The organism is Skermanella stibiiresistens SB22, assembly GCF_000576635.1.
Classification (GTDB): domain Bacteria; phylum Pseudomonadota; class Alphaproteobacteria; order Azospirillales; family Azospirillaceae; genus Skermanella; species Skermanella stibiiresistens.
Genome location: NZ_AVFL01000002.1, coordinates 379,468 through 401,941, shown reverse-complemented (window position 1 = coordinate 401,941; position 22,474 = coordinate 379,468). Strand labels below are relative to the sequence as shown.

Genomic DNA, 22,474 nt, shown 5'->3' with positions numbered 1-22,474 from the left:
CTCACGATTTTGCGGCGACGCGCCAGATCCTGTCTCCCGCATCGTCGGCGACCAGCAGGGAACCGTCGGGCAATTCGGCGACACCGCAGGGCCGGCCGTAGACCTCGCTCCTCGAGCGTTCGGCGACGAATCCGCCGAGGAAATCCTCGCCGGGACCGCTGGGCCGCCCGTTGGCGAAGGGCACGAACAGCACCTTGTAGCCCGACAACTCCGACCGGTTCCACGAGCCATGCTGGCCGATGAAGGCTCCGCCGCGATAGCGCTCGGGGAAGGCCGTTCCTCTGTAGAAGGTCAGTCCGAGCGACGCGGTGTGGGAGCCGAGCGCCATGTCCGGTACGATCGACTGGGCGACCAAGTCCGGTCGCTGTCCGCGCAGGCGCGGGTCCTCGATCTTGCCGAAATAGGCATAGGGCCAGCCATAGAATCCGCCGTCGCGCACGCTGGTCATGTAGTCGGGGACCAACTCGTCACCGAGTTCGTCGCGCTCGTTGACCGCCGTCCACATGACGCCGGTCTCCGGCTCCCAGTCCAGCCCCACGGGGTTGCGGAGACCGCTGGCGAACAGGCGCTCGCCGGAGCCGTCAGGGTTGATCTCCAGGATCGCCGCGCGCCGGTGTTCCTCCTCGATGCCATGCTCCGCCACGTTGCTGGCCGACCCGACCGTGACATAGAGCTTGGTCCCATCCGGGCCGACGCGGATGTTGCGGGTCCAGTGATTGTTGTAGCCTCCGGCGGGAAGGTCGAGGATCTTGACGCCCTTGGCCTCCATCCGGGTCTGTCCCGTGACGTAGGGGAAGGCCAAGACGCCGTCTGTGTTGGCGACGTAGAGCGTGTCGCCCAGCAATGCCATGCCGAAGGGTTGGTTCATGCCTTCCAGGAAGGTCTCGCGGATCTCCGGGAAACCATCGCCGTCGGCGTCGCGCAGCAGGGTGATCCGGTTCGCGCTTTCACCCAGCGCGCGGGACCGCTGGTCACCCTGGATCGCCGGCGAATCCCGGTCATGGCTCGGCTTCAGCTGGCTGCGGGCTTCCGACACCAGGAGATCGCCGTTGGGCAACAGGTGGAACCAGCGCGGATAGTCGAGACCATCGGCGTAGAGCGTCACCTCGAAGCCTTCGGGCGCCGTCGGCTTCGCTCCGTCGGGCCAGCCGACGACGGTGGAGAAATTCAGCGCCGACGGAGTTTGGTAGGGCTCCGGCAGCGGTGGAACGGTGGGTTCCGACAGGGGGGTCGCGGTCATGGGAGCGTTCCTCTTCAGGCTTCGTAGGGTCCGCTGGTGAAACGCATTCGGCGGTCGATCAGGTACGGGTTCGCGTCCCGTGAAGAGTCGAAACCATGGGGATCGAGGTCGGCGATCAGCATGGTTTCCCCGGTGGCATCCGCGCGGGCCAGGTCGGTGCCGTCAGGTGCCGTGATCCCGGACATTCCGGCATAAGTGAAGGCGCCATCGCCGCCCGCGTGATTGGCGTAGGCCACGAAGATTTGGTTCTCGAAAGCGCGCACCGGCACCACGGAGCGGGCGGTGAACGCCGCGTGCTGGGCAGCCGGCAAGGCGGTCGGCACCAGGATCAAATCGGCCCCGGCGACCGCCAAGTGGCGAACCATCTCGGGGAACTCGACATCGTAGCAGATCAGCAGCCCGGCCCGCAGACCCCCTAGTTGAAAGGGTTCCGGCGGGGTCGAGCCCGGGCGGAACAGCGCCCTCTCGTAGTCACCGTAGAGGTGAAGTTTGCGGTAAGTCCGGCGGGTGCCATCCGGCGACACCGCTGCGGCGCTATTATAGACCACACCGTCGGCGGCCTCGGCGAAACCGCAGACGACCGCGACGCCGGTCCGGGCCGCGATGGCGGCGAGACTCGCCACCTGTCCCCCATCGGCGGGCTCGGCCAGGGCCGTGATCGCGGCACCGGCCCCGTAGCCGGTCAGCGCCAGTTCGGGAGCCAATAGGCAGGCTGCGCCCCGTTCGGCGGCCTCCGCCGCGGCCTTGGCGACACGCTCCAGATTGGCGGCGACGTCACCGACGGTCGCCTCCATTTGGAGAAGTGCCAGTCGCAGGGGTGACTTGGTCAATTCCGTGAACTCCAGGCGCCCAGCAGCTTGGGCAGATCGCCGAAGCGGGCGATCAGGCCGAAGATCAAGGCCGCGACCGCCACGAACAGGATGCTGACCGCCGCCATTGTCGGCGTGTAGCCATAGCGCAGCGAGTTGAAGATCTTGATCGGCAGGGTTTCCAGCGTGAAGCCGACCGCCATGTAGGCGACGATGTACTCGTTCAGCGACAGCACGAACGCGAAGGCGAAGCCGGAAATCAGGTAGGGCCGGATCAGTGGCAGCACGATCGTCCGCAGGATCGTGCGGTCGTCGGCGCCCATGGTGGAGGCCGCCTCGACCAGGGCCCGGTCGATCGACGCGAAACCCAGGGACAACGTCACAAGGGGAAGGGTGACGAAGAAGATCCCGTGGGCGATTACGACGGTCCACGGCTGGCCATAGGCTCCGACCGAGGTCCAGAAGGTCAGGAAGCCCAGCGCGGTGATGACGGGCGGCAGGACGAAAGGCGCCGTGCCGAGGATCTGGAACACCCTCGCCCACGGCGCGTGGCGCCGCCACAGGAACCACGAGAGCGGAAAGGCCACCGCGACCGCCAAGGCGGCCGCAAGCGTCGCGACCGTCACCGACGCGGTCAGGGCGCTCCGCCATGCGGCGTCGGCGAAGATGTCGCCATACCAGCGGGTGGAGAATCCCACCGGCGGGAAGACCAGCGTCCGCTGCCCGTTGACCGAGACCCCGGCGATCACGATCAGGGGAGCCGCCAGGAACACCGCCACCAGGGTGAACAGGCAGCGGCGGAAGAGGGTGGCGCTCATGCCGCGATCTCCTTCCGTCCGACCAGCAGCGACAGGCCGACCAAGGCCAGCGTGACCAGCACCAGGAAGACCGCCATGGCCGCGGCGAACGGCATGTTGGACTGGTAGATCGCCTGATCGGTGATCAGCACCGACAGCGTCCAATGCTGCGGCCGGCCCAGCAGTTGGGGCAGCAGGTAGGAGCCAAGCGCGAAGACGAAAACCATGATGAAGGTCGCCAGGATCGTGTTGCGCAGCGCCGGCACCACGACCGTCAGGAACGCCTTCAGCGGCGGTGCGCCGAGCGTGCGCGACGCCTCCATCAGGGTCGGGTCCAGCCGCGCCATGGCCGGGTAGAGCACGAGGACGGTATAAGGCAGCGCCTGATAGACCATGCCGGTCAGCACGGCGCCGAAGTTCGGTGTCAAGGCCGTCGGCTTCTCCATCAGACCGAGCCAGACCAGCAGGTTGGAGATCCCGGCGGTGCGCGATAGCAAGGTCGACCAGGCGAAGCCGATGACGACCTCCGACAGCGACAGGATGGAGAGCAGTGCCACCAGCCAAACGACCTGGACCGACCGGCGCGCCCGCGCCAGCTCGTAGGTGAACGGAAAACCGATGACAACGCAGATCAGCGCCACCAGCGCCGCCAGACCCAGGGAGAATCCCAGCACGCCCCCGAAGAAGGCGGTCAGGAACCGCTCGTAGCTGGCGAAAACGAAGGCGGGCGTGTAGAAGCCGGCCGGCTGCCGCTGGAAGAAGCTGACCATCACCATGATGCCGAACGGCACCACGAAGAACACGGTCAGCATGACGGCGGGAAAGACCAGCGGCGCGTAGTCCAAAGCCCGGCGGGGTGGCTCCAGCCTCACGACGCCAGTACCCGGCAGGACTCGGGGGCGAGCCGAAGCCCGACGGTGTCGCCCACCCGGAATTCCGCCCGGTCGCGCGGCGACGCCACCGCCACGATCTGGGTGCCGCCTGCATCGACGAAGGTTTCGATGCTGGCGCCAAGGTCGCGGATGAAGCTGATCGTTCCGGTCAGGGGAGCCTCGCCAACGGGGACCAAATGGATATCCTCCGGCCGGACAGACAGGGTGGCGCTGGTTTGCCCCGGCGCCAGGACGACGCCCGGAATGGTGCCGCCGGGAGCCGTCACCCCCTGCCCGCTCCCCTGAACGGCGATCAGGTTGGTCGAACCGATGAAGTCCGCCACGAAGGCGTTGACCGGCTTGCGGTAGATCTCGACCGGCGACGCAGCCTGCTGGATCCGGCCCTGGCCCATCACGACCACCAGATCGGCCATGGTCATGGCCTCACGCTGGTCGTGGGTCACCACGATCGTGGTGATGCCGAGGCGCTGCTGGAGTTTCCGCAGCTCGACCTGCATCGCCTCCCTCAACTTGGCGTCCAAGGCGGACAACGGCTCGTCGAGCAGGAACAGCTTGGGCGACAGGGCGAGCGCGCGGGCTATGGCGACACGCTGGCGCTGTCCACCCGACAGCCGAGCGACGGGCCGGTCGGCGTAGCCACGCAGATCGACCAGCGCCAGCAACTCCTCGGCGCGTTTCACCCGCTCCGCCCGGCCGACGCTTCGGATCCTCAGCGGATACGCGATGTTCTCGCCGACGTTCAAGTGCGGGAACAGGGCCAGCGACTGGAACACCATGCCGAAGTTCCGCTTATGGGCCGGCACCGCGGTGATGTCGGCACCGTCGATCAGGATGCGGCCGGAGGTCGGTTCCTCCAGCCCGGCGATCGTGCGCAGCAAGGTCGTCTTACCACAGCCGGACGGCCCGAGCATGCAGACGAAGGTTCCGTTGGGAACGGCGAGATCGACGTGATCGACGGCGCTCACGCCGTTGAAGCTCTTGGAGATGCCCTCCAGAACCAAGCCGGACATGGATTGCTCCGTTTCTAATGGATCAGCCGGCGACGATCAGTTCCGTCCACTTCTGGTTCAGCCAGTCGGACTTGGTCTGGTACAGGTCGTAGCGTGGAATGATCGGCGCGATCTCGGAGGACGCGGCGCCAAACTCCTTGTCGGTCAGGTCGGTCAGGCTGCGCGCCACGGTTGGCGCGGTGCCGACGTTCCGCGTCAGCTTCGCCTGGATGGCGGGATCGCTCATGTAGTTGATGAACTCGTGGGCCTCGGCGGACTTCTTGGACGCGGCGGAGACCGCCCAGCAGCCGCTGTCGAGGATGCCGCCTTCCGTGGGGAATGTGGAGCGGACGGGGTTGCCGTCGGCGGCGGCCAAGCCGGTCACGTCATGATAATACTGCCCCATTGGGATCTCGCCCGATTTCAGCGCCTGCTCGAACTGCGCCTCGTCGCGGTACCATAGCCGGACGTTGGGCTTGAGTTCGGCCAACTTGTTCATGACCTCCAGGATGCCATCCTCGGTGTCGAGCTTGGCGGGGCCGCCAAAGAAGGTCCTGGCCGTCACCTCCAGCAGGAACGAGTTGGAAACCAGCGCCAGCAGGCCCAGGCGATCCTTGTTCGCCGGGTCCCACAACGCGGCCCAGGAGGTCGGCGCCTCGGGGAAGACATCGGTGTTGGTCACCAGCGTGATGTACCACGCGACCGCCCCGACACCCGCGATCCGGCCGTCCGGGTACTTGTTAACGAATTGCGGCAGCAGGTTCTTCAGGTTCGGCAGCTTGGCCTGATCGAGCGGCGACCAAAGATCGATCGCCTGCCCCTTCAGCATCGCGACCTGGGACATCATCGACACGTCGGCCGGCGCCTGTCCCGCCCTGGCCGCCTGCGACAGCTGGACCAGCCACGCCTCTCCCGTCGGTTCCGAGATCGACTGGACCTCGATCCCGGTGGCGCTGGTGAAGTCCGGGAAGATGTGCTCGTCGAAGGATTCCTGGAAGTAGCCGCCGTAGACGCCGATCTTCAGCGAGCGGTCCGCCGCCCTCAGGATCGACGGCATGGCGAGCAGCGCGGCGCCAGCGGCGGCTCCCGCCAGAACGGTACGCCGGGTGATCCCGGTCTTTGTCGTCTCGGTCATCGGTTCACCTTCCTGTCCTCGATTTTTCTTAGGGTCTTTATTATCGCCGGGAGCCGATCGAGGGGCTGAAGACCATCAGGCTGAGTATCTCGAACAGCATCTGAGCGCCGGCCTGCGCCGTGTTGGTGGTGGAGTCGTACTGGGGCGCCACCTCGACGACATCGCCGCCTACGATGTCCAGGCCCTTCAAGCCCCGCAGCAGTTCCTGCGCCTCGCGCGTGGTCAAGCCGCCGATCTCGGGTGTTCCGGTCCCTGGCGCGAAGGCGGGATCGAGGCTGTCGATGTCGAACGAGACATAGGTCGGGCCGTCGCCGACCACCGAACGCGCGCGCTCGATCACCGCCGCCATGCCCAGGCCGCCCAACTCCTCGGCGTGGATGACCGTCATGCCGCTATCGTAGGAGAATTCCCATAGGAACTCGGACGAGCCCCGGATGCCGATCTGGATGGTCCGCTTGGGATCCAGCACGCCTTCGAGCACGGCCTGCCGGAAGGGGCCGCCGTGGTGGAACTTGGTCTGGTCGAAGCCACCGCTGGTGTCGCAATGGGCGTCGATGTGGATCATGCCAACGGGACGATCCTTGCCCAGCGCCTTCAGGATCGGCAGCGAGATCGAGTGATCGCCGCCGACCGACAGGGGAGCGACGCCGGCCCCGACGATCTTGCCCAGGTGGGCTTCGATGTCCTCGTGCGACAGGTCCAGGCTGAAGCGGCTGCGGAACGGCACGTCGCCGATGTCGGCCACGCGCAACTCCGCCAGCGGTGCGGCTTGGAGCACATGATTGTAGGGCCCGATCCGCTCGATGCCCCGAAGCGCCCGCGGGCCGAACCGGGAGCCGGTCCGGTTGGTGACGCCCAGGTCCATCGGCACGCCCAACATCGCCACTTGGAGGTCGCCGAAGTCGGGCGCCTCCGGGTCGATCGCGCGGTGCGGAGCCGCCAGGAGAGTCGGCATCCCGGCATAGGGAGCCACGCGGGTGCCGGACTTGGAGAAGATCGTGTCGGCCACCTTGCGGAAGGTTGGATCGAAGACCCCGCCGCCGTCGAGGGAGCCGTATTTCGCGCGCAGGCGCTCCAATTCGTCCTGGTTCATCAAGCAAACTTCCTATTGGTTCCAGCCTGTGGTCAGGTTCAGGAAGCGGTCGGGCAGGCTCTCGATCGCGGCCCTGTCGGCATTGGCGAAGGCAATGCGGAGATGGTGCTCGTTGCCAGGGCCAAAATAGCTGCCGGGCAGGCACAGCACGCCGCGGTCCACCGCCAGACGCTCCGCCACATCGGCTGCCTTGGCGTCGAACGGATGGCGGAGGAAGGCGAAGTACGCGCCGATGGCGTCGAGCCGCCAGCCATCGAGCCGGCCTGCCGCCTGCCTGAACGCGGCGGCCCGGCCGATGATCTCGCGGCGGTTCTCCTCGCGCCACGCCGTCATGGGCTCCAGCGTCGCCGCCAGCGCGTGCTGTCCGGCGCGCGGCGCGCAGATTTGGACGCAGTCCATCACCTTGGCGAACTCGGCCAGGAACTCCTCGCCCGCGATGACGGCGCCAAGACGGTGACCGGGAATGCAGAAGGACTTGGAGAAGCTGTAGAGTTCGACCAATGTGTCGCGCCAATCCGGATCGTCGAACAACCCGTGGGGCTTCGTCCCCGCGTCGGCCAGGAAGTCCCGGTAGGTCTCGTCCAGCACCAGCGCCACGCCCCGTTCCCGGCAGACCCGGAAGATCGCCGCCAGCGTCTCAGGCGGATAGACGGCGCCGGTCGGATTGTTCGGGCTGATCAGGACGACGGCGCGGACCCGCTCGTCGATCGCGGCGGCGATCCGGTCGGGGTCGGGGACGAAGCCGTCCTCCGCCGAGGCCGGCACCGCCCGCGCCTCGATGCCGAGCATGTCCAGCGTCATCTTGTGATTGAAGTACCACGGCGTCGGCAGGATGATCGCCTCGCCCGCTTTCGCCAGCGCCAGCACCGCGACGAAGAACGCCTGATTGCAGCCGGATGTGATCGCGACCTCACCGGGCCGGATGGCGGTGTCGAAGGTCTGGCCGACATGGGCGGCGTAGCGGTCCCGCAGGTCCTGGTCGCCTAGGATCGCACCGTAACCCGCCATCAGTGGCGACGAGGCCGCAGCGGCAAGGGCTTCCAGGATCTCGGGATGCGGAGGATACCCGGGCACCGCCTGCGCCAAGTCGATCAACGGGCCGCGGGTGCCGGCGTAGCGCCTGGCCCAGCCTTGCGCCAGGGGGATCGGCGGGCTGGATGTGTCGAGGAGAAGTGGGTTGACGCGTGTCACCAGGGTACTCCAGGCGCGGGACTTCGAAGCGGCCGGTCATACCCTGATACAGCGTCACACAGGTGAAATCCAGGGAGCATCGTTAACGAACGATGCTCCCTCTCCCAAGGTTCGAACCGCCAGCGATCAGACCACGGTGACGGTCAACTCCGTGACGCCGTCGACACCGCCGACCAGCACGTTGCCGCGCTTGACGGCACCGACACCCGCCGGCGTTCCGGTGAAGATCAAGTCGCCAGCGGCCAGCGTGAAGTAGTCCGACAGGTAGCTGATCATCTCCGGCACCTTCCAGATCATCTGGTTCAGGTCGCCTTCCTGCCGCTGCTCGTCATCGCACCGCATCCAGACGCGGCCGTTGGCGGGATGGCCGATCTCGGACGCCGGGATGATCGCCGTGCAGGGAGCCGACGCGTCGAACGCCTTGCCGATCTCCCACGGGCGGCCCAGCTTCTTGGCCTCGCCCTGGAGGTCGCGCCGGGTCATGTCGAGACCGACGCCATAGCCATAGACATGCTCGAGCGCCTGGGCGATCGGGATGTTCTTGCCGCCCTTGGCCAGCGCCACCACCAGCTCGATCTCGAAATGCACGTCGTCTGACTTGTCCGGATACGGGAACTTGCCGTCGGTCACCAGATTGTCCGGGTTCTTCTGGAAGAAGAACGGCGGCTCGCGGTTGGGATCGTGGCCCATTTCGATGGCGTGGGCGGCGAAGTTGCGGCCGATGCAGTAGATGCGATGGACCGGGAACAGCGCGTCGGAGCCGCGGATCGGCAGACTGGGGATGGCGGCGGGTTCGAAGGCCCAGCGGCCGGTGTTGTTGACACTCATTGACGGACTCCAGCGTAATATTCGATGCGTTTCTCGATGGCGCCGACCAATTCGGACACCAGGATGGCGAAAGCGAAGACGAGGATGGTCAGGGCCCAGAACCGCTCCATCAGGAAATTGCGGGAGTACAGTTCGAACAACTCACCATAGCCGATGACCGAGACGAGCAACTGCCCGATCACCACTCCCTTCACCCCGCGGATCATGCCGAGGCGGATACCGGCCAGGATTTCCGGCAGGGCCGCCCACAGCAGGATTTTCAGGTAGACGTCGCGCGGCTTGGCGCCGAACGACTTGCTCATCTCGACCAGGGAACCGGAGATGTGCTTCACCCCGGCCTGGGTGTCCAGGACGATGATCCAGACCGCGAACATGAAGACCGTCGCGATGATGGTGGTGTCGCCCAAGCCGAACAGGATCATCAGGATCGGCACCAGCGCCGAGAGCGGAGCGCTGACGAACAGGTTCACCCACATGCCGAGCAGGCGGTCGGCGGCGCGGAACCTGCCCATCAGCACGCCCAGCGCCACGCCGACCACGATCGCCAGCGCCATGCCCACGGCGAAGCTGCGGAGCGTGATGGCGGTCGCGGCCAGGAACTGGCGGGACTGCACCAGTTCCACCATCGCCGCCAGCACGGCGGTGAACGGCGGCACCAGGAACATCAGGTCGAGGCGGCCAATCAACTCCCACAGCAGGCACCAGACAAGCAGCGAGGACATCATCGGAACGCGGTGGCCAAACAGCGTCATGGCGTGTGCTCCCCCACCCCGTTCAATCGACGAACCGCTTGAGACCGTCCCAGATATCCTCGATCGTGTCGAGGTAACGGCGGTCGCGGCGGATCTCGTCGGGGGTACCGTCACGCGGGATATCGGGCTCGATGATGCGGGAGACGCGGCCGGGCCGGCGCGACAGCAACACGATCCGATCCGAGACGTAGACCGCCTCTTCGATGCTGTGGGTCACGAAGATGAAGGTCTTGCGCTGGACCCGGCGCAGGCTGAGCAGGTCCTCCTGGAACTTGCGGCGGGTCTGCTCGTCCACGGCCGAGAATGGCTCGTCCATCAGCAGGACGTCGGCGTCGACCGCGAGCGCCCGCGCCAGGCCGACGCGCTGGCGCATGCCGCCCGACAGCTCGTGGGGATAGCGCTCCTCGAAACCGGCGAGGCCGACCTCGGCGATGTAGCGCCGCGCGATCTCGTGGCGCTGGGCCTTGGGCATCCCCCGTAGTTCCAGTCCGAAGGCGACGTTGCGGATGACGGTCGCCCACGGCATGAGGGCGAAGTCCTGGAACACGAAGGCGCGTTCGGGACCAGGACCGGTGACCGGCTTGCCCTTGACCAGCACTTGGCCGGCGGTCGGCTGGAGCAGACCCGCGATCATCTTCAGCAAGGTGGTCTTGCCGCAGCCGCTGGGACCCAGCAGCGAGATCAACTCGCCGCGCGGGAAATCGAGATCGATCTCCTTGAGGGCCTCGAAGCTTCCGTAGAACTTGGACAGGCCGCGAACCTCGACGATGTTGTCGGGCTTCGCTGGAACGGGGGTTTCCCACGCTCGGGGCAGGACGGCCTGCATCAGGCGATCTCCCTTTTCTCAGGGCGGAACAGGGACACTTCGAGGCGCTGCAAGCCCCCGACCGTGACCGCGGAAAAGACGATGATGGACGCGATGGTCGCGTACATCTCGGCGTAGTTGGCGACCGAGCGGTGATAGGTGATCAGGTCGCCGATGCCGGTCGGCGTGATCAGCAACTCGGCAAGGACGATGCCAATGAACCCGGCGGAGATGCCGAGCCGGAGACCGGCGAAGATCAGCGGGCTGGCGTCGGGGATGACGATCTTCGCCACCTGCTGCCACCGCGTTCCCTGGAACGAGCGGCACATGGCGACCAGCGACGGGTTGACGTTGCGAACCGCCTTGTAGCAGTTGAGCACGATCACCGGCAGCGCCAGCACCGTCACCGCCAGCACCTTCGACGTCATGCCGATGCCGTAGACGAAGGTGATGAGCGGTATCAGCGCCGCCATCGGCGCAGCCTGCATCACGATGAACACGGGTGCGGCCAGCCACTCGGCCAGGGGTCGGAGCCCCATCAGGACGCCGACGGCCACGCCGATGACGGCTGAGATGACGATGCCGATCACCAGCGGCTGGAGCGTCGTGGCGTAGGCGGAGAGCAGGCTGCCATCCGCCAGCATGCCGACGAAAGCCATGAAGGTTTGCGAGAACGGCGGCAGGGCGTAATTGACCGGGATCTGGCCCGCCACCTCCCAGGCGCCGCAGAACAGCGCCAGGGAGAGCAACCGCCAGAACAAGGTGTGGTCGCGGGTGGCGATCCAGCGGATGAAGGAGGGGGTTGGCCCCACCGGCATCCCCGTACCACGGGCGAGAAGCTGGGACATCGTGGAGTGTTCCTATCCGTCCGTGCGGCACCGCTAGCGCTGGCCGACCTTCTGGAGCGCCTGGGTCAGTGGCTCCAGGGTCCAGAAATCGGCCACCTTCAGGCTGGCCGGTTCGCCCTGCAACTGCCCGGCGACGGTGTAGAACTCGAAATCGTCCTTGGCCGCGTCCTCACCTCCGCCATTGGCCGGGAACAGTCCGACATCGGCGGCGTCCTTGTAGTAGGGGCCGATATCTTCGACCACTTCGGACGGCAGATCAGGGGCGAGGTTGTATTTCTGGCGGAACTCGGTGACCACCTCCGGCTTCGCGTTGATCTCGCGGAAGGTGTTGAGCAGTTCCTCGGTCAGGATCGCGACCGACTCCTTTTCCTTATCGAGGAAGTTGGTGTTGGCATAGAGCGCCTCGTCGCTGGCGTCGATGCCTTCGACCGGCAGGACCTTGAACTTGCCGGGAGCCTTCGCCTGGAGCAAGCGCCAGCCGGCCGAGTCCACGATGGTCGCCTTGACATTGCCTTGGAGCAGCGCGCCAGTGCGGACTTCCGACCCTGGAACGTAGCTGACTTGGCCGTACTTGATGCCGTTCTTGCGCGCCAGCAGGGTCATGATCGCCTCGGTGCCCGACCCGCGGGAGTGGACCGCGATCTCCTGTCCGTTCAAGTCCTTCCAGTCCTGGTAGAATTCCGTGTTGACCACTGGATAGAAGCGCAGCGTGCTCATCTGGTAGAAGATCCGGATGGGCGCCCGCACCTTCTGAAGCAACGCGTAGGGTGTTCCGACCCCGATGTCGGCCTGCCCGCCGACCACGGCCTGGGCCGCGATGTCCTCCGACTTCAGGTACGAGATGTCGATATCGACGCCGCGCTCCTTGGCGCGCTCTATCGCCGTCAGGAAGCCCAGGGCTTCGACCGACGCGATATCGCCGAAGGCGATCCGGATCTTGCCGGCCGCGTCCGCTTCCATCGGCGCCAGGGACAAGCCGAGCGTCAAGGCCAAAGCCGCCGCGGCGCGAGCCGCATGGGACAAGGGGTTGCTGTTGAACATGGTCTTGGCTTCCTCCCTATAGATGAGCCAGTCATTGGTTTAGTGCGGGCCGAGCCCGCCGGTCGGGTTGATCCCAACCATTATTCACCAATTAATTAATGGTACGCATTGGTCCGAGGGAGAGTCAACGGATTTGGCTTGATTCCAGCCACATGTATGAGGATGATCGAAACCAATCCCTTTATTGGTTGAGGTCACTGATCATGAATGGTGTCGATCCACAGGGCACGCTGACCCAACTCCGAGCCTTGCTGGCGCAGGCGCCGCTGTCGGTCGACAGCCGCTTGCCACCGGAGCGGGACCTCTGCCAGCAACTCGGCGTCAGCCGGGGTGAACTGCGGAAGGCCTTGGCGACCCTGGAGGCGGAAGGTCAATTATGGCGCCATGTCGGCAAGGGCACCTTCATCGGCAGCCGCCCGACCGAGAGCTTGGCGGACCTGTCGGTAACCACCAGCCGAACCAATCCGGCGGAGGTCATGCAGACCCGGCTGCTGATCGAACCGGAGATCGCCCGCGTCGCCGCTCTGAACGCCACCGCCGCCGACATCGCGGAGATGAGGACCTGCATGGCGCGCTCGCGCTCCGCAGCGACTTGGCGGCAATACGAGAGCTGGGACAACAGGCTGCACCGCCTGATCGCTGAGTCGACCCGCAACACGCTGTTGCTCGCCATGTTCGACACGCTGAACGCCGTCCGGCGCGCGGTGGTTTGGGGCAGGCTGCGGGTGAACCGGACCAAGCCCGATCCCGGACACCACAGCTACGCCGAACACGAGGAGGTCGTCGCCGCCATCGCGGATCGGGACATGGACCGGGCGGCCCGGATGATGCGGCAACACCTACAGACGGTGGAGCGTAAGCTGTTGAACCAGCAGCAGTAGCGGGCGCCAGGGGGGGGTCATCATCAGCGACGGTTTGGCGCGGCCGTGGCCCCTTGCGCCTACGGAGGCATGCGGTCCAGAACGATTCATTGCGCTGTCGGGTCAAAGTGGCCACCGGTGCCGAAATTTGACCAGCCTCGGATGAGACAGTTCCAACGTTTGTTTCGTCGAACCGGGATTAACCGTAGGTCGGGTAGAGCGCGGCGGCACCCGACAAGCAGGCGAGTTGGTGTCGGGTGCCGCCGCGCTCTACCCGACCTACGGCTACTATTCCGTTAGTTTGTTTCTTCATAGCCATCTCGCCAGAGGCGGCGGAACGCCTTTGCCTCCGGGGATTCCGCTGGTGATCTGTCACGGAACCAAGCCATGGTCGGAGCCACCCAACTATGCCGGGCTCTACGACGTCGGCCCGGAACTCCGCCCCTTCGTGCCGACGTTCTCCTATGTCCTGTTCGACATGCGGACTGTCGAGGACCGTGACCTATCGCGCGATCCATTCCTGCGATTCGGGTTCGCCGTCATGAAGCTGGCGCGAGGACCATCCGACTTCCGGCGGCGCCTGCTCGCCTTGGCGACCACCGAGGTCTATCGCGACGACCGGATGGTCCAGCTTTTGATCTACATGATCAACGTATATAATGACTTGGACAGGGCGACCGTCGAACTTCTGTCGGCACCCTTGACGGAAGAGGAGCGTGGTGAAGTGACCACTTTGGCTGAAAGGCTTTATGCCGACGGCAAAGCCGATGGCAAGGCGGAGGGGCGGGCGCAGGGTGTGGCCGAGGGCTTGGCCGAAGGCGAGGCCAAGGGCAAAGCCGAACTGCTGCTCGACATCCTCGAATACCGCTTCGGCCCGGTGCCGAACGACGTCAGGGCAAGAATCTCACGGTCGGACTCGGACCGGATCTCCACCTGGGTATGCCGCGCCATGGAAGCGACCAGCCTCGATCAGGTGATGAACCCGGAGAAGGGTTGAGACCACCAAAGGTCGTGGCGGTCTCCGGGTTCATCGCGACTATCCGTTCGGGACTTGGCGGTTCAGGACTTCGCTGACTTCTTCGGCTTCTCGGCGGCCACCTTGGGTGCGGCCGCTTTGCGGGACTTGGTCTTCGGTTCCGCGACCGCCGGCTCCTCGATGACCGCGGGCTCCTTCACCTTCGAAGCGGCCTTGCGGGGCTTCGCCTTCGACGCCTCCGCCGCGGGCTCCTCGGTTGTCACTTCAGGCGCGGCGGCCTTGGGAGCCACTTCCTTCTTGGGAGCGGCCGCCTTGCGCGCCCGGGGCTTCGCGGGTTTTGGCGCTTCGGCTGGTTGCTCCGCGGCGACGGGGGAGCTGGTCGGTCCGGCGGGATCCGCCGCGTCATCGACCCAGCCATCCTCGGCCCGGATTTCCTGAACCGCCATCCGCCAGTGGTCGTCGCCGCGGCCGTCCGGCCGACCTTCGCGCTCCCAGATCTCATAGGCGCGATTCTTGATCCGCTCTTCCTGTTCCGGCGACATGACGACCTCCTCGGCAAGTGGTTCTAGCGTATGGTGTTTCGGCCGAAAACACATGCCACCTCACGATGTTCCAGGAAAGCGAAATCGACGTTTATAGCGCTAAGTAACGCGAGAACGGATCACCACCGCGTTCAAAGCCAGCGACAAGACGCCCCCGGAAGTATTCTTCCGGGGGCGTCTATGTCTTAAGTCAGGGAGTTTCCAACGTTATCAGGGCCGTCGGTATCAGTGGGCGGAAGCTCCCTCCGCTCCGATTCCCGTCTGCGAGCGGATATACTGGGCCTCGAAGGCCGCCTCCTCGCTGGCCGCGTTCCGGCTCTTGTCGGTGACCGAGAACAGCCACGTCGCGATGAAGGCGAGCGGGACCGAGAAGATCGCCGGGTTGTCGTAGGGGAACGGAGCGCTGCCCTTGGGGTGGGCGAGCACGCTTTCCCATACCGTCGGGCCGAGAATGACCATCACGGTGGCGCTGATCAAGCCCATGAAGCCGCCGATCAAGGCGCCGCGCGTCGTCAGCTTCTTCCAGAACATCGACAGGAAAATGATCGGAAAGTTGGCCGAGGCGGCGATGGCGAAGGCTAAGCCGACCATGAAGGCGATGTTCTGTTGCTCGAACGCAATGCCCAGCACGATGGCCAGGATGCCGAGGCACACGGTCGCGATCTTGGAAACCCGGATCTCCTGCTGCTCGTTCACCCGGCCGCGGCGGAACACCGAGGCGTAGAGATCGTGTGACACGGCGGACGCTCCCGCCAGCGTCAGGCCCGACACCACGGCCAGGATCGTGGCGAAGGCGACGGCCGAGATGAAGCCCAGGAAAAGGTCGCCGCCGACCGCGCGGGCCAAGTGGATGGCGGCCATGTTGGTGCCGCCCAGCATGTTGGTGATCGGGTTGATCGTGCCGTCCGGCCCGGGGCGGAAGAACTCCGGATTGTTCATCAGCAGGACGATGGCGCCGAAGCCGATGATGAAGGTCAGGATGTAGAAGTAGCCGATGAAGCCGGTGGCGTAGAAGACCGACTTGCGGGCCTCCTTGGCGTCGGCGACGGTGAAGAAGCGCATCAGGATGTGCGGCAGGCCGGCGGTGCCGAACATCAGCGCGATGCCCAGCGAGATCGCGGATATGGGATCGGCGACCAGCGTTCCCGGCTGCATGATGGCGACGTGCTTCGGATGCATGTCGACCGCGGCCTGGAACAGGGCCCCGATGTTGAAGTTGTAGTTGACCAGCACCATCAGCGCCATGAACGAGGCGCCGGACAGCAGCAGGATCGCCTTGATGATCTGCACCCAGGTGGTGGCCAGCATGCCGCCGAAGGTGACGTAGAGGATCATCAGCACGCCCACCAGCACCACGGCGTAGATGTATTGCAGGCCGAACAGCAGCTGGATCAGCTTGCCGGCGCCGACCATCTGGGCGATCAGGTAGAGCGCCACGACGACCAGCGAGCCCGAGGCCGCCAAGGTGCGGATGGGGGTCTGCTGGAGGCGGTAGGACGCCACGTCGGCGAAGGTGTACTTGCCGAGGTTGCGCAGCTGCTCCGCGATCAGGAACAGGATGATCGGCCAGCCGACCAGGAAGCCGATCGAGTAGATCAACCCGTCGAAGCCCGAGGTGTAGACCAGCGCCGAGATGCCCAGGAACGAGGCCGCCGACATGTAGTCGCCGGCGATCGCCAAGCCGTTCTGGAAGCCGGTGATGCCGCCGCCGGCCGCGTAGAAATCCTTGGCCGACTTGGTCTTGGACGCCGCCCAGTAGGTGATCCCGAGCGTGCCCGCCACGAAGATCAGGAACATGACGATGGCGGTCCAATTGGTCGCCTGCTGCTGGACCGCGCCGCTGATCGCGTCGGCGGCGAACACGCCGCCCGACAGCGTCAGGACCGGTGCCGCGGTGAGTGCCGCCAATGCGTGCGGGATGCGCCTCATCGCCTGCTCTCCTCGATGATCTGACGGTTCAACTCGTCGAATTCCGTGTTCGCCCGTCGGACATAGATACCGGTCAGCAGGAAGGCCGAGACGATGATCACGAGACCGAATGGGATACCCAGCGTGATGACGCCATACACCGGGACGCCGAGAAGGGAAGGCACGAAGGCGACGATAAGAATGAAGCCGTAGTAGAGCAGGAGCATCAGGATGGACAATTGCCAGCCGAATTTAGTTCGCTTTTGCGTTAACTCGGCGAATTTTGGATTGTTCCTGATCTTTCGAGTCAGTTCTTGTTGCATCTGGGGTCTCCTCGGAAGGCTGTTTTTTCGTCTCCGCCCTCATCGGAAATTAGCTTTAATGATACATCCCGTGCTTGGGAGCCCCGACCTTGGTCTAGGGTGCGCCTTTTCTGGAGTGGCTGGAATTCGATGGAGACCTGGATCGTAGCCTTGGTGTCCCTTGGCACCCTGTCGACGCTGTTCGCGGTCGCGTGGCAAGGGGACCGCTGGGCGGCGGCCGGGCGGAGCGCCGCCCGCGCGCCGATCCTGTACACGCTGAGCCTCGCCGTCTACTGCACGTCCTGGACCTTCTATGGCTCGGTCGGCCGCGCCAGCGTCAGTGGCTTCGACTTCCTGCCCATATATCTTGGACCGATCCTGATGCTGGGGCTCGGCTCCCGCGTCCTGGCCCGCATGGTTCGGATCGCCAAGGCGGAGAACGTGGTGTCGATCTCCGACTTCCTGGCCGCCCGCTATGGCAAGAGCCAAGCCGTGGCGGCGTTGGTCACCGTGACGGCGGTCATTGGGGTGATGCCCTATCTGGCCTTGCAGCTGAAGGCGATCACCATCAGCTTCGAGGCGCTGACCGGAGCGGGGGGCGGCGACCGCTTGGTATCGACCGACACCGTGATGCTGGTGACCGCCGCCATGGCGGCCTTCTCCATCCTGTTCGGAGTCCGCCACATCCACGCCAACGAGCATCACCGCGGGCTCGTCCTGGCGGTCGCTTTCGAGTCCGTCGTCAAGCTCGCGGCGTTCCTGATCGTCGGTGCCGTCGTCACCTTCGCGATCATGGGCGGTCCGGCGACGCTGCTGGAGCGGGTAATGGCGCACCCCCGGCTGCCCGACCTGCTGGTTCCCGACCTGGGGAACTGGAGTTGGTGGACCATGACGCTGTTGTCAGCCTTCGCGATCCTCTGCCTGCCGCGTCAGTTCCACGTGGCCGTGGTCGAGAACGTCCATGTCGACGACGTCAAGATGGCCGCCCGACTCTTCCCCCTCTACCTGATCGTCATCAACCTGTTCGTGATGCCGGTGGCCTTGGCCGGGGTGCTGCTGTTCCCCGAGGGCGACATCAGCGCAGATACCTTCATGGTGTCCATCCCGATGGCCGAGGGTTGGCCGCTGGTGGGGCTGGTGGCCTTCGTTGGTGGCCTGTCCGCGAGCACGAGCATGATCATCGTCGCGGCCGTCACCCTCAGCACGATGGTTTCGAACGATGTGGTGGTCCCGCTGCTGCTGCGGCTGCGGCTGCGGCCCGCCACCGCCGCGTGGCGCGACGATCCGGCGCGCATGCTACTCCTGGTCAGGCGCTCGGCGGTTATCGCCATCCTCGCGATGGCCTATGGCTTCCACAGGGTGATCGGAGCCGCCTACCCCCTGACCACCATCGGGCTGGTCTCCTTCGCCGCCGTGGCGCAGTTCGCACCGGCCCTGTTCGGGGGCATGGTCTGGCGCCGCGGCAACCGGACGGGCGCCATCGCCGGCATCGCGGTCGGGTTCGCCGTCTGGAGCTACACGGCTTTGCTTCCCTCCGTGGCTGACGCGGGCTGGATGGATGGCGCCTTGCTGTTAGAGGGGCCGTTCGGCGTCGGTTGGCTCAATCCCCGCGCGTTGCTCGGTCTGCCCGGCCCCGATCCGCTGACCCACTCGGTGCTCTGGAGTCTCGGCCTCAATCTGGCCTGCTACCTGCTGCTGTCCGTGACCACGCGCCAGAGCGGGGTTGAGCGCCACCAAGCGGAGCGGTTCGTCGCCATGCGGTCCGACGGCACCTCCGGCGCCATTTGGGGCATGACGCGGGTGGCCGACCTCCACGCCATGGCCGCGCGTTATGTCGGAGTCGAGAGGGCGGACGCCGCCTTCGCTGGGCGGGAAGGCTGGCTCGACAAGGCGGACGCCGAGACCGTCCGGCTGACCGAGACCCTGCTGGCGGGAGCCCTGGGTTCGGCGTCGGCCCGCGTCGTGGTCGCCGGCATGCTGAAGGGCGGCAGGATGTCGCCGGTCGCCGCCCGGTCGATGCTGGATGAGGCGTCCCAGGCGATCCTGGCCAAGCACGACCTGCTGCGCGCCACCCTGGAGAGCATCGACCAAGGCATCTGCGTGGTCGGCCGCGAGGGCCGCGTGGTGACGTGGAACCAGCGCTTCACCAGCCTGAACGGCCTGCCCGATGGGGCGTTGAAGGCAGACTTGAACTTGGCTGATCTGTTGGGCCGCGATCCGACGCGCTCTGGTGTCCGCGAGTGGCGGCGTTCCGATGGCATCGTCCTGGAGATGGCCGCGAACCCCATGCCCAGCGGCGGCTTCGTGATGACCTGCACCGACGTGACCGAGCGGCACCGGACGGCCGCGGCGTTGCGCGAGGCGAACGAGGGTCTGGAACGGCGGATCGAGGAACGCACCCGCGACTTGGCGGCCGCGAAGGCCGAAGCCGACCGGGCCAACCTGGGGAAGACGCGTTTCCTGGCGGCGGCGGGGCATGATCTCATGCAGCCGCTGCATGCCGCCCGCCTTTTCCTGTCGGCCCTCGCGGATCGGGCCGGCGACGGGGATCCGCTGATTGGACAGGTGGACGCGTCGCTACGGTCGGTCGAGGAGTTGCTGGGCGAATTGCTTGACGTCTCGAAATTGGATTCCGGCGTGGTGACCGCCAAGATGGCGGCGTTCCGCGTCGATGACGTGATGGCGCCGCTGTGCGACGAGTTCACCGTCCTGGCGGCGAGGCACGGCTTGAAGTTTCGGATGGTGCGGTCGAGCGCCGCCGTGAACAGCGATCCCGCCCTGCTCCGCCGTGTCCTCCAGAACCTCCTTGGCAACGCCGTCCGCTACACGGTGTCGGGCGGGATCCTGCTGGGGTGCCGAAGGCGAGGCGGGAACCTGAGGATCGAAGTGTGGGACACCGGGATCGGCATTGCCGACGACAAGCTGCGCGACATCTTCACGGAGTTCCGCCAGTTGGAGGAGGTCTCGGCCGACCGTGGCAAGGGCCTGGGGCTCGGTCTCAGCATCGTCGAGCGGTTGGCGGCGATCCTGGGGCATCCGGTCACGGTCCGCTCGACACCGGGCCGGGGCAGCTGCTTCGCGATCGAGGTTCCGCGCACCGGTGACGCCGTCGCCGAACGGCATCCCCGCGCGCGGCGGCCCCGGCGTGATTTCGCCGGCGCCCTGGTGCTATGTGTCGACAACGACCCGACGGTGGCGCGTGGCATGGCGGTCCTCCTGGAGGGCTGGGGTTGCGATGTCGTCACGGCGGCGAGCGCGGAGGCCGCGTTGACGGCGCTGGCGGGACGGACGCCGGACGCCATCCTGACCGATTACCATCTGGACTACGGATCGAATGGTCTGGAGGCGCTGGCGGGGTTGGAATCGCGCTTGGGAGTCTCCATACCCGCCGCCCTGATCACGGCCGACCACGGTGCCGAGATCCTGGAGGCGGCTACCTCGCGCGGCTACGCCCTCGCCCGCAAGCCGCTTCGACCCGGAGCGTTACGGGCCTTGGTGAGCCAGTTGATCGCCCGGAGGCGGCAAGCCGCCGAATGATACCGTGTCAGGAAACCCTTCGGGCCGAGGGCCCCGGCGCCTCGTCGCCTGGCGCCTCGACCACCAGGCGGCCAGCGGCGATGATCACTTGGGTCCTGCTATGCAGGCCCAGTTTCCGCAGGATGACGGTGACGTGGGCCTTCACCGTGGCTTCCGACACCGACATCTCATAGGCGATCTGCTTGTTCAGCTTGCCGGAAGTGATGCCTGCGAGGACGCGGAGTTGCTGCGGCGTCAGCGACGCGATTCGATCGGCGAAGCCAGGTTCCGGCGGGTTGGCGACGGGGGGTGACGCGCCCTCCATCTCTGGGAACCAGTCGCCGCCGTCCAGGACGGTGTGGAGCGCCTTGGCGATGGTCTCTATCGGTGCCGATTTTGGAACGAAGCCCGACGCGCCGTATTCCAGCGAACGCTGGATCGTCACCGTATCCTCGAGCGCCGACACCACGATGATCGGTATAGCGGGATGTTCGCCCCGCAGCAGGAACAGCCCGATGAAGCCGTTCATCCCGGGCATGTGAAGGTCGAGCAGGATGAGATCGATGCCGTCGTGCCGGGCCGCCGTCGTTTCCATGACTTGGCTGAAGCCTCCAGCCTCGATCAACTCCGCGTCGGGCAGGGTCTGGGCGACCGCTTGCCGAAGCGCGGCCCGCATCAAGGGGTGATCGTCGGCTATCAATATTCGGTACGCCGGCATTTCGGCTCTCTCGCGTTTCGCTCCCGGAGACCGATTATCGGGCCTTATCGCGGCCGCCACAACGCAGGCATACGGCTATGGTCACATCACCCCAAGGCGGGTTCGTCCCACACGGGTCAGCCAACGATCCGCCAAGTCCCATCCGGCTGTTGGCAGGCTTGGCCGAAAGCGGATTGGACCCTACCGGCCACGACCACCTGTTGCTGGAATTCCCTGCAATAGGCGCCCGAAGTCGTCCAGCCGTCCCGCGTCGTCTGAACGGCGCCGAGATTTCCCGTGTGGGGATTACTCCACTGGATCGGCACCCCGACCGGTGCCGCGTAGGCCCGTGCCGCCGCCTGCCGGGCGTAAACCTCGTCCGCCCGGTCGAGCGACCCGCCAATACCCGAGCCGACGAACGCCCCGAGCAAGGTCCCGGCGCCGACAGCCGCGAGCCTGCCGGTTCCGCCGCCGATCCTTGATCCGGCGAGGCCACCGAGGGCGGCGCCACCCAAGGTGCCCACCGTCTGTTTGGCGCCGGATCCGAACCCAAGGGCGGAGGGGCCGTGATAGCCACCTCCTCCCGGATACAGGTTGACGCCGGTCCCGACGTTGAAGCCCCCGAATCCGGTGCCGTAGCCAACATTGGCGTAAGGGGCGCAGCCAGAGACGAGTGCCAGGACGGCGATCGCCGCGATCGTTCTTCTCATGACATCCTCCTCGGGCTGGTTGTTTTCGGCTATCGCGCCGACGTCAGGATTTTACTGGACGATCTGCCAGGTTCCGTCCTGCTGCTGGCACGCACGACCGGTCGCCTGTTCCGCCCGTCCACCGACATAGATCGTCTGGTTGAACTCGCGGCAGTACTGGCCTGTCTGATTGTTGCGGCCCTCGCGGATCGGGGTGACGATGCCGGAGTTGCCGCTTTCGGGATTCGACCAGCTGATCGGCTCGCCGATCGGGGCGGTGTAGGCGCGGTCCGCCGCCTGGGTCGCATAGGACTGATCCGCTCTGTCGAGCGACTTGCCGACTTCGCCACCCAGCAGCGCGCCGAGCAGCACGCCGCCCGCCGTCATCGCCAACTGTCCCTTGCCTTTGCCGAACTGGGCACCCGCGAGGCCACCAGCCGCGGCGCCACCCAGCGTGCCCACGCCTTGCTTGGTTCCAATACCGTCGGCGCATCCGGCCGTGGCCAAAAGTGACCCCGACAGGAAAATCGACAGGACGAGCTTACGCATAATGCACCTCTGAA

Annotated in this window: 22 protein-coding genes; 3 read left to right on the top strand and 19 right to left on the bottom strand. The window is 65.9% G+C overall.

Going from position 1 to position 22,474, the window contains the following annotated elements; genetic code table 11:
* Position 1 precedes the first annotated feature (1 nt).
* The 13 genes from N825_RS04480 to N825_RS04420 all read right to left on the bottom strand — a co-directional run bounded on the left by N825_RS04480 (position 2) and on the right by N825_RS04420 (position 12,421).
* On the bottom strand, positions 2-1,240 hold the full coding sequence (locus N825_RS04480) for a PQQ-dependent sugar dehydrogenase (RefSeq protein ID WP_051511528.1): 1,239 nt from the start codon (positions 1,238-1,240) through the stop codon (positions 2-4).
* 14 nt (positions 1,241-1,254) lie between these two features.
* Complete coding sequence (locus N825_RS04475; protein ID WP_211098375.1) at positions 1,255-2,070, bottom strand: carbon-nitrogen hydrolase family protein; 816 nt, start codon at positions 2,068-2,070, stop codon at positions 1,255-1,257.
* On the bottom strand, positions 2,067-2,867 hold the full coding sequence (locus N825_RS04470; protein ID WP_037447381.1) for an ABC transporter permease: 801 nt from the start codon (positions 2,865-2,867) through the stop codon (positions 2,067-2,069). The genes N825_RS04475 and N825_RS04470 overlap by 4 nt, the downstream gene beginning before the upstream one ends.
* A complete protein-coding gene (locus N825_RS04465; RefSeq protein WP_037447379.1) occupies positions 2,864-3,718 on the bottom strand; it encodes an ABC transporter permease in 855 nt (284 codons plus the stop codon). The genes N825_RS04470 and N825_RS04465 overlap by 4 nt, the downstream gene beginning before the upstream one ends.
* Positions 3,715-4,749 carry an ABC transporter ATP-binding protein gene (locus tag N825_RS04460; RefSeq protein ID WP_037447377.1) on the bottom strand — a complete coding sequence of 345 codons (1,035 nt, stop codon included), beginning with the start codon at positions 4,747-4,749 and terminating at the stop codon, positions 3,715-3,717. The genes N825_RS04465 and N825_RS04460 overlap by 4 nt, the downstream gene beginning before the upstream one ends.
* Positions 4,750-4,771: 22 nt before the next feature.
* A complete protein-coding gene (locus N825_RS04455) occupies positions 4,772-5,863 on the bottom strand; it encodes an ABC transporter substrate-binding protein (protein WP_037447375.1) in 1,092 nt (363 codons plus the stop codon).
* Between the two features lie 40 nt (positions 5,864-5,903).
* Positions 5,904-6,956 (bottom strand): agmatinase, encoded by a 1,053-nt coding sequence (speB, locus tag N825_RS04450; protein WP_037447373.1) that lies wholly within the window; start codon positions 6,954-6,956, stop codon positions 5,904-5,906.
* Positions 6,957-6,968: 12 nt separating this feature from the next.
* Positions 6,969-8,147: an aminotransferase gene (locus N825_RS04445; RefSeq protein ID WP_157618972.1), complete on the bottom strand. Its 1,179-nt coding sequence runs from the start codon at positions 8,145-8,147 to the stop codon at positions 6,969-6,971.
* Between the two features lie 126 nt (positions 8,148-8,273).
* Positions 8,274-8,975, bottom strand: coding sequence for a fumarylacetoacetate hydrolase family protein (locus N825_RS04440; RefSeq protein WP_037447369.1), 702 nt, complete (start codon positions 8,973-8,975; stop codon positions 8,274-8,276).
* Positions 8,972-9,727, bottom strand: a complete 756-nt coding sequence (locus N825_RS04435; protein ID WP_037447367.1) for an ABC transporter permease — start codon at positions 9,725-9,727, stop codon at positions 8,972-8,974. Before N825_RS04435 ends, N825_RS04440 begins: the two co-directional genes overlap by 4 nt.
* Positions 9,728-9,749: 22 nt before the next feature.
* Positions 9,750-10,553 carry an ABC transporter ATP-binding protein gene (locus N825_RS04430; protein WP_051511527.1) on the bottom strand — a complete coding sequence of 268 codons (804 nt, stop codon included), beginning with the start codon at positions 10,551-10,553 and terminating at the stop codon, positions 9,750-9,752.
* Positions 10,553-11,380, bottom strand: a complete 828-nt coding sequence (locus N825_RS04425) for an ABC transporter permease (RefSeq protein ID WP_037447364.1) — start codon at positions 11,378-11,380, stop codon at positions 10,553-10,555. Before N825_RS04425 ends, N825_RS04430 begins: the two co-directional genes overlap by 1 nt.
* Before the next feature lie 33 nt (positions 11,381-11,413).
* Positions 11,414-12,421: an ABC transporter substrate-binding protein gene (locus N825_RS04420; protein WP_051511526.1), complete on the bottom strand. Its 1,008-nt coding sequence runs from the start codon at positions 12,419-12,421 to the stop codon at positions 11,414-11,416.
* A 203-nt stretch (positions 12,422-12,624) separates the two neighbouring features.
* On the opposite strand from N825_RS04420, the gene N825_RS04415 reads away from it, so the two are divergent.
* The gene (locus tag N825_RS04415; protein WP_037447361.1) at positions 12,625-13,302 is read left to right on the top strand and encodes a FadR/GntR family transcriptional regulator; all 678 of its coding nucleotides are present in this window, start codon (positions 12,625-12,627) and stop codon (positions 13,300-13,302) included.
* 229 nt (positions 13,303-13,531) lie between these two features.
* Positions 13,532-14,278, top strand: coding sequence for an Rpn family recombination-promoting nuclease/putative transposase (locus N825_RS04410; RefSeq protein ID WP_198038174.1), 747 nt, complete (start codon positions 13,532-13,534; stop codon positions 14,276-14,278).
* Positions 14,279-14,340: 62 nt separating this feature from the next.
* On the opposite strand, the gene N825_RS38685 is transcribed toward N825_RS04410, so the two are convergent.
* The 3 genes from N825_RS38685 to N825_RS04395 all read right to left on the bottom strand — a co-directional run bounded on the left by N825_RS38685 (position 14,341) and on the right by N825_RS04395 (position 17,030).
* Positions 14,341-14,799: a DUF2934 domain-containing protein gene (locus N825_RS38685; RefSeq protein ID WP_037447355.1), complete on the bottom strand. Its 459-nt coding sequence runs from the start codon at positions 14,797-14,799 to the stop codon at positions 14,341-14,343.
* A gap of 225 nt (positions 14,800-15,024) precedes the next feature.
* Complete coding sequence (locus N825_RS04400) at positions 15,025-16,728, bottom strand: cation acetate symporter (protein WP_051511525.1); 1,704 nt, start codon at positions 16,726-16,728, stop codon at positions 15,025-15,027.
* Positions 16,725-17,030, bottom strand: a complete 306-nt coding sequence (locus N825_RS04395; protein WP_037447353.1) for a DUF485 domain-containing protein — start codon at positions 17,028-17,030, stop codon at positions 16,725-16,727. Before N825_RS04395 ends, N825_RS04400 begins: the two co-directional genes overlap by 4 nt.
* 129 nt (positions 17,031-17,159) lie before the next feature.
* Between N825_RS04395 and N825_RS04390 the strand changes: the two genes are divergently transcribed.
* The gene (locus N825_RS04390) at positions 17,160-20,546 is read left to right on the top strand and encodes a PAS domain-containing hybrid sensor histidine kinase/response regulator (protein WP_037447351.1); all 3,387 of its coding nucleotides are present in this window, start codon (positions 17,160-17,162) and stop codon (positions 20,544-20,546) included.
* Positions 20,547-20,553: 7 nt separating this feature from the next.
* On the opposite strand, the gene N825_RS04385 is transcribed toward N825_RS04390, so the two are convergent.
* From N825_RS04385 to N825_RS04375, 3 genes are all read right to left on the bottom strand, one after another.
* Positions 20,554-21,243: a response regulator gene (locus tag N825_RS04385; protein WP_037447349.1), complete on the bottom strand. Its 690-nt coding sequence runs from the start codon at positions 21,241-21,243 to the stop codon at positions 20,554-20,556.
* A 116-nt stretch (positions 21,244-21,359) separates the two neighbouring features.
* Entirely contained in the window at positions 21,360-21,932 is a 573-nt protein-coding gene (locus tag N825_RS04380; RefSeq protein WP_037447347.1) for an RT0821/Lpp0805 family surface protein, read from the bottom strand.
* Between the two features lie 51 nt (positions 21,933-21,983).
* On the bottom strand, positions 21,984-22,460 hold the full coding sequence (locus N825_RS04375; RefSeq protein WP_037447344.1) for an RT0821/Lpp0805 family surface protein: 477 nt from the start codon (positions 22,458-22,460) through the stop codon (positions 21,984-21,986).
* Between the last annotated feature and the right edge of the window lie 14 nt (positions 22,461-22,474).